Below are 6,287 nucleotides of genomic sequence, written 5' to 3' on the forward strand. Positions count from 1 at the left end.
AAGCTGATCCTGGTCGATGACCATTATGTGCAGGTGGGATCCGCCAATATGGACTCCAGAAGTCTCCGGCTGAATTTCGAACTGAACGTCGAGATATACGACGAAATGCTTGCATTGGCGCTCAGAGACTACTTTGAGACGGTGCGGGATCGCAGCCGCAAAATCACCCTGCAGGAAGTGGACGGCCGGCCTATGGCGCAGCGGCTGCGTGACTCATTCGCCTGGCTTTTTTCATCGTATCTGTAGGGCCCCCTTGCCTACGGGGGGAACGTAACCGTCTGACTTACCCATCTCCCAGTCCGTTATTTTCTGCGTTACAGCCTTCCGGAAAAAAAGGTTTTCTTTTAAGGCGGCTCATCAGGCGGTTGCACCATCCCTGATTTGAGGATCGATCGGCGTTGTTCGCCGGGAAATGGGACTGCTTCTTGACCGGCGGTTCGATTGAACGCGAACCGCATCCAATGGATATTTTGAAACATGCTTTTAGTTTTACAAAAAATACGGTAGGATTGAAACGATGATTTCCATCGGGTCGATACAGGGACATTGCAAGGAGGAACGTTGTGGGGAAAAGAATAATTCAGGCGTTTATGGTTCTTGCGCTGTTGGGGATCATCGTCAGCTGTGCGGATACTTCGGATTTTAACACAATGTTGAAAAAAGCGGAGACCGGCGATCGTGACGCCCAGTTCAACCTCGGGGTCATGTATGACAATGGTGAAGGCGTTCCTCAGGACTATGGAAAAGCGGTTGAGTGGTTTTCGAAGGCAGCCGATCAGGGGGATGTCTGGGCTCAGCTTAACCTCGGGGTTATGTACCATGACGGTGACGACATTCCACAGGACTATCAAAAAGCGTTTCATTGGTTTTCGAAGGCAGCCGATCAGGGGGATGCCCGGGCTCAGCTCAACCTCGGGGTCATGTACAACAACGGTGAAGGCGTTCCCCAGGACTATCAAAAAGCGTTTCATTGGTATTCGAAGGCCGCCGATCAGGGAAAAGCTGAGGCTCAGTTCAACCTCGGGCTCTTGTACGAATACGGCGCAGGCATCCCCCAGAACTATAAAAAAGCATTTGAATTGTATTCGAAGGCAGCCGATCAGGGGGCGGATTTGGCCCAGAACAGGCTCGGGCTCATGTACAAAAACGGCAAAGGCGTCGCGCGAAACTATGTCCAGGCCTACAAGTGGCTCAATCTTTCCGCGGCCCAGGGTAACGACTGGGGCAGGAGAAACAGGGAGTGGGTGTTAAAAAGGATGACCCCTGCCCAAATTGCAGAAGGTCAGAAATTAAGCCATCAATTTATGGAGCGGACGCAAAAGGAATGAACCCGCCGGAAGGCTGTATCGGGGAGTTGGATATTGTTTATAAGAATGGGCGTCCCTGGGAAGAGATGGGCATGCCCGTCGATGGACAAAAGACAAGAAAAACCCGCTATTTCTAGCGGGTTTTGGACTATATGGAACCCTGTCGGATTTGTTTATGGTAGGCGGTACTGGGATTGAACCAGTGACTTCTACCGTGTGAAGGTAGCACTCTCCCGCTGAGTTAACCGCCCAAGGACGTTCCTGTATACATTAAAGGATAGGCCTTTTCAAGAAAAAACATGGGGAGTAGCAAACTTATTTCGAGTTCAAGAAAAGTAATTTTTGCCTGGATGATAATCACGCGAAAAGCTCGTCCCGGACAAGCATAGGGAAGCCGCCAATCCCTTTATCATCCGCGGCATCCTCGAAGTGGGTTCCGGGTCAAGACACCCTGCCGTCATGTCCCTCGTCGGGTTTTTCTGCGGCGCGACGACTGGAACCGGGTTGATTCAGCCATGACCGTTCGGAGCGGCTATCCCGCATTTCCGTCTTTCATCAGATCTCCGTACATATCCACCCGGCGGTTGTTCAGAAGATGGTTGTACACGTTGATCCGCTTGTTCCGGGCGAGTTTAACGTCCATATCGACGACACCGATTTCGTCCTGATCGACGGAGGCCCGGTACAGAATGTTTCCCTGAGGCCCCGTGATCTGGCTCCTTCCCGTATAGGTGAGGATTTTATCGCCCCGGCGTTCGTCGCCCGTTCGGTTGGCCGTGACGGCGAAGACCCGGTTTTCCAGGCAGCGGGTAATCATCCCGTCCTGGCAGAAAGGTAAAACGAGGTTGGCACAGTGGCAGATCACATCCGCCCCCTTCAAGGCAAGTATGCGTGCCGCTTCGGGGAAAAACCAGTCGAAACAGATCATGACCCCGATTTTACCCAGGCCGATGTCGTAAACGGGGAAGGGCAGGTCACCCGGCGTGAACCAAAGTTTCTCCTCGTTGTAGAGATGAATTTTACGATAGACGCCGAGAACGCCCTCCGGTGAAACCGCTATGGCGGCGTTGAACAGCCTGTCACCCGCGCGTTCCACCAGCCCGGCCACAATGAACTGCCCCTTTCGTCCGGCCAGATCGATCAACAGTTTCGATGTCTTTCCCCCGGGGATTTCTTCGGACAGATCCCAGGCTTCCTCCCTGGAAACGAAGAGGTAGCCGGTATTGAAGCATTCCGGGAGAACCAGAACTTCGGCATCGGCCTGGCGAATCAACGCTTCCGCCTTCTCCAGGTTACGGTCCACCCGGCCGAAATAGGGTTCAAACTGGATAAAACCGACTTTCATTTCCGGGACATCTCCTTGTTATTTTGCGGACCAACCCAATGGGTTCGAATTTCTCGAATGGATCAACGGACAATACCCATGGCCCGCTCCAGACGGGCCTGGCTGATGTGATAAATGCCCAGGGCGTTGGCGTAATCCGATTTGGCCCTTGTCAGGATGGTCTGCGCGTCAAGGACCTCCGTGGAGGTGGCCACCTGTTCCTGGTATCGTTCCTTGTTGATGCGGTAATTTTCTTCCGCCTGCTCGATGGCCTTTTTCGTGACGGGAATCTGCTTTTCCGCTTCCCTGACGACAAGATAGGCATTCTTGACTTCCAGTGTCACCTGATCCGTGGCGTTGGCAAGCATGTCTCTGGTCTGGTTTTCCCGGGCCAGTCTGTTATCGACCTGGAATTTGGTTTTACCCCATTCCCAGAAATTCCAGTTGGCAACCGCCATGACGTACCAGCTTTCCTGGTCCTGGAATTCGCTGCCGGAAACGTCGGGATCATCGCCATACTTCGAATAATTCCCGACGAGCGAAACGGTGGGGAAGTAGCCGCTTCTGGCAATTTTCAGGAGGGACTGCGCCTGGTCGACCTTCAGTTGATAGGCCTTGAGCTCGGGTCGGTTTTCCAAAGCCGTTTTGAGACATTCGTCAAATGAGAGGTCAAACGGTGTCTCCGTAAGGATATCCTCCAGTTGTACGGGGGTGGAAATGCCCCGGCGGAGAGCCGTGTTGAATGAAGCTTTGGCCAACTCCAGGCTGTTTTCCGCCCGGACCAGGTCATGTTCGCTGTTGGCCAGCTCCACCTCAGCGTAAAGGAGGTCGTTTTTCGGAATCAAGCCGACGTCGAAAAACTGCTGGGCTGTGTTGCGGTGTGATTTGAGCAGTTCAACGGCCTGCTTTGCCGCTTCCAGGAGTTTTTCCGCCCTGAGGACGTTGAAATAGGTTACCTTGACCTCCTGAACCGTATCCTGAATCGTTCTTTCCTCCTCTTTCCTGGATAGGGCCAAGCCCTGCTTGTTCAGGAGATAGTTGTTCCAGATCGCCCCTCCGGCAAAGACGGGCTGCACCGCTTCCACAGCCCAATTATAGTTGTTCCGGGTTCCCGCGGGCACGGTAATGGCCGGGTTGGGCGGAATGGCGGGAATCGTCATCGATGGCTGTTCATGGAGGCGTGTGTAGCTGTATGATGTGCTGAATCGGGGTAAAAACGCCGTAACGGCCTCATTTTTCAAAGCCTCCGCGCCCTTGACACCCTCTTTGGCGCCGTGGAGGAGAACGCTGTTTTTTATGGCCGTATCAATGCTTTCCCGGAGAGTCAGGGCGGGACCTTCCGCAAGACCGATGCCGTAACAATAAAAAAGAAGAAGCGTGATGACAGGGGCGATCAATTTTATCCCACGACCCAAGATCCGATTCATTGTTCCCACTCCCCGATGAAAAGATGCCCTTCAGACTCTTCTCGAACGGCTTTTTTGTCAAGGATATTTTCAGAATGAAAAAATCTTCCTTGACATTCCTTCAAAATCGGTTATTTATACACAAAACATTGCCTGTGAGTTTACCGAACCGGTAAAGACGGACAGGCCCTGTGAGATCTGAAAAAGTTGGTCTCCTGATGAATGTATCAGCACATTTTGACGGAGGCTTTTTTATTTCCGGTCCATTGCCGTGTCGGCGGCGGCTTGTTGTTTGAAAATCATGCTTGGGTGTTCGTTAACGTTCGAACTTGCCAGGCCCTAGAGGTTTGAAAAAGTTAGCCTCCCTTCTATGACATACTCATGCAGGGGAGGCTTTTTGCGTTTTAATGGTCTTTTAGCCGGTTGAAATGAAAGGAGAATGGCGATGTGTCGAGGAGCACATTTTTTGCCGGCGGGCAATGACAATCGAGGAGGCGCCAACAGGGAAAAACGGGGGAGGTCGAGCACTTTTGTTCGAAAAACGCTGCTCCACTTCCTATGTCTGGTCTCGTTTTCGTTAGCCGTTACAGGGTGTTTCATGGAAAACGAGGAGATCAGGACCGTGAAAGATGGTCATTTTAGCGATCATCCGGAAAAGACCGTCGGGGAAGCGATCGATAGATTCTTCGCCAATCCGCGATGGGAATCGGGCATAGGAGTAGACGGCGAGACAAAGGGAAAAACACTCGTCAACGTCAAAGGTCGGATCACCTATATGGAAAAGGAGGTTACGGCAGGGCTTCAGTTTATCGTCGATCCCGAAAAGGGTTCTTTCCAACTTCATGCCATGGAAATGAACGACGTTCCTCAGAATTATTTCTTGATGGCCGCCCTTGTCGAGAAGATGTTTGAAAGAAATGAAACACCGATATCGGGGCAGGCAGAGGGGAAAAGCAATACGGCGGCTTCGGGAAGCGATTCCCCTGACGCAGAGGATACGGATGATGATCTCGAAACCCTGCAGGCGGATTTTGAAACCGCGGACCGCGAAATCAACCGTTTATACAGGGAAATCCGAAGCAACCTTTCCCCGGGTGAACGGGAATCCCTTAAAAGGGAACAGATCGTCTGGATAAAAAAGAAGGAAAGCACGTGCAACGACATGGTTGAGGAGAAAGACAAGCTATCCTGTTGGACCGATACGACCAGGGAAAGAATCGATGAACTGAAGGCATACGTCAGATAGACCAACATACCAGAGTCAGTACAATAACTTGTACAGAGGAAAACCAACTTTGAAAGGAGAGGAACAATGAATATCTCGAGAAATGATGCGGATTCAACCATCGTCATGGACGTCGCGGATCATGAAAAACAACCTTCCCTGTTGCTGCCGGTTATCCTGCTTATCCTGGCGATTCTTTATGATGTATCCCCTGTCGATATTGTGCCCGACATCCCCATTGTCGGTTACATCGACGATTTTTTCATCACGGCGACCGCTCTTCTCCATTTCCTTCAGAAATGGATGGAGGGAACGAGCCTCGTGCTGGCGGGCATGCTGAAGTGGCTGAAATGGGCCGTTGTGTTCATCGGCATGATAGCGGTCTCCCTGGTGGGACTCGCCGCTTACGGGATCGTGAAGTTGATCTTTTCTATATGATCATCAGGGAAAGGTTAATGGTTATATCGGGAAGCATATTTGAGATGATCGGGATGACCGGTTCGTTGATTCTTTGCTTCAGCGCCATCCCGCAGATCGTCAAGACTTATCGTACAAAGCGGGCGGAGGATTTGAGCATCTGTTATCTCGGCATTCTCCTGCTGGGCATCATCCTGGTCATGCTTTATTCGCTCTACATCCGGAATCTGATCTTTATCGTCGGCAACGGTTTGTCCCTGTTCATGACGGGGATGCTCGTGGCCATGTGGCTGAGGTACAAAAGGGTCAAATAACCAGAAGATATCGAAAGGAGGAAGATCATGAAGGTCAACGTTGTTTTCAAAAACAGCAGAACGGGTGAAATGAAGGAAGTGAAGGTCGGTTGGAGCTGGACATGCTTTCTGTTCAGCGGGTTCTTTGGTTTACCGCTTTTCCTGCGGGGATTGATGATGTGGGGCGGTATCATGGCCGGCGCTTGGGTTGTCAATTTATGGCTGATGACATCGGTTCCGGAGTTTCTATTTATTCCCTTTTCCATTGAGACCGGTCTGAGTATTTACTTCGGACTGAAGGCCAACGAGCTCACA

The 6,287-nt window shown here is 51.5% G+C and carries 8 protein-coding genes and 1 tRNA gene; 6 read left to right on the top strand and 3 right to left on the bottom strand.

Annotation, left to right across the window (positions count from 1 at the left end; all coding sequences use genetic code 11):
• Together GX147_06160 and GX147_06165 are read left to right on the top strand one after the other, a co-directional pair.
• The coding region (locus tag GX147_06160; GenBank protein NLN60276.1) for a cardiolipin synthase at nt 1-246 on the top strand (246 nt) is incomplete at its 5' end.
• Between the two features lie 344 nt (nt 247-590).
• Nucleotides 591-1,328 (top strand): sel1 repeat family protein, encoded by a 738-nt coding sequence (locus tag GX147_06165; GenBank protein NLN60277.1) that lies wholly within the window; start codon nt 591-593, stop codon nt 1,326-1,328.
• A 155-nt stretch (nt 1,329-1,483) separates the two neighbouring features.
• Here GX147_06165 and GX147_06170 read toward each other — a convergent pair.
• The 3 genes from GX147_06170 to GX147_06180 form a co-directional block, all read right to left on the bottom strand.
• Nucleotides 1,484-1,558: transfer RNA gene (locus GX147_06170), tRNA-Val, on the bottom strand.
• Between the two features lie 281 nt (nt 1,559-1,839).
• The gene (locus GX147_06175; protein ID NLN60278.1) at nt 1,840-2,652 is read right to left on the bottom strand and encodes an acyltransferase; all 813 of its coding nucleotides are present in this window, start codon (nt 2,650-2,652) and stop codon (nt 1,840-1,842) included.
• A gap of 62 nt (nt 2,653-2,714) precedes the next feature.
• Nucleotides 2,715-4,058 carry a TolC family protein gene (locus GX147_06180; GenBank protein NLN60279.1) on the bottom strand — a complete coding sequence of 448 codons (1,344 nt, stop codon included), beginning with the start codon at nt 4,056-4,058 and terminating at the stop codon, nt 2,715-2,717.
• Nucleotides 4,059-4,635: 577 nt separating this feature from the next.
• Here GX147_06180 and GX147_06185 point away from each other — a divergent pair.
• The 4 genes from GX147_06185 to GX147_06200 all read left to right on the top strand — a co-directional run.
• Nucleotides 4,636-5,283 carry a DUF1311 domain-containing protein gene (locus GX147_06185; GenBank protein NLN60280.1) on the top strand — a complete coding sequence of 216 codons (648 nt, stop codon included), beginning with the start codon at nt 4,636-4,638 and terminating at the stop codon, nt 5,281-5,283.
• A gap of 66 nt (nt 5,284-5,349) precedes the next feature.
• Nucleotides 5,350-5,700, top strand: coding sequence for a DUF1232 domain-containing protein (locus GX147_06190; protein ID NLN60281.1), 351 nt, complete (start codon nt 5,350-5,352; stop codon nt 5,698-5,700).
• A gap of 17 nt (nt 5,701-5,717) precedes the next feature.
• Complete coding sequence (locus GX147_06195) at nt 5,718-5,993, top strand: hypothetical protein (GenBank protein NLN60282.1); 276 nt, start codon at nt 5,718-5,720, stop codon at nt 5,991-5,993.
• A gap of 27 nt (nt 5,994-6,020) precedes the next feature.
• Nucleotides 6,021-6,287: hypothetical protein (locus GX147_06200; protein ID NLN60283.1), on the top strand; the 267-nt coding region annotated here is incomplete at its 3' end.

The sequence above is a fragment of the Deltaproteobacteria bacterium genome, assembly GCA_012522415.1.
Classification (GTDB): domain Bacteria; phylum Desulfobacterota; class Syntrophia; order Syntrophales; family JAAYKM01; genus JAAYKM01.

Coding starts and splice junctions, on each gene's coding strand:
- GX147_06185 (NLN60280.1), top strand. CDS start 4,636: ATGGAAAACGAGGAGATCAGGACCGTGAAAGATGGTCATTTTAGCGAT.
- GX147_06165 (NLN60277.1), top strand. CDS start 591: ATGGTTCTTGCGCTGTTGGGGATCATCGTCAGCTGTGCGGATACTTCG.
- GX147_06195 (NLN60282.1), top strand. CDS start 5,718: ATGGTTATATCGGGAAGCATATTTGAGATGATCGGGATGACCGGTTCG.
- GX147_06180 (NLN60279.1), bottom strand. CDS start 4,058: ATGAATCGGATCTTGGGTCGTGGGATAAAATTGATCGCCCCTGTCATC.
- GX147_06190 (NLN60281.1), top strand. CDS start 5,350: ATGAATATCTCGAGAAATGATGCGGATTCAACCATCGTCATGGACGTC.
- GX147_06175 (NLN60278.1), bottom strand. CDS start 2,652: ATGAAAGTCGGTTTTATCCAGTTTGAACCCTATTTCGGCCGGGTGGAC.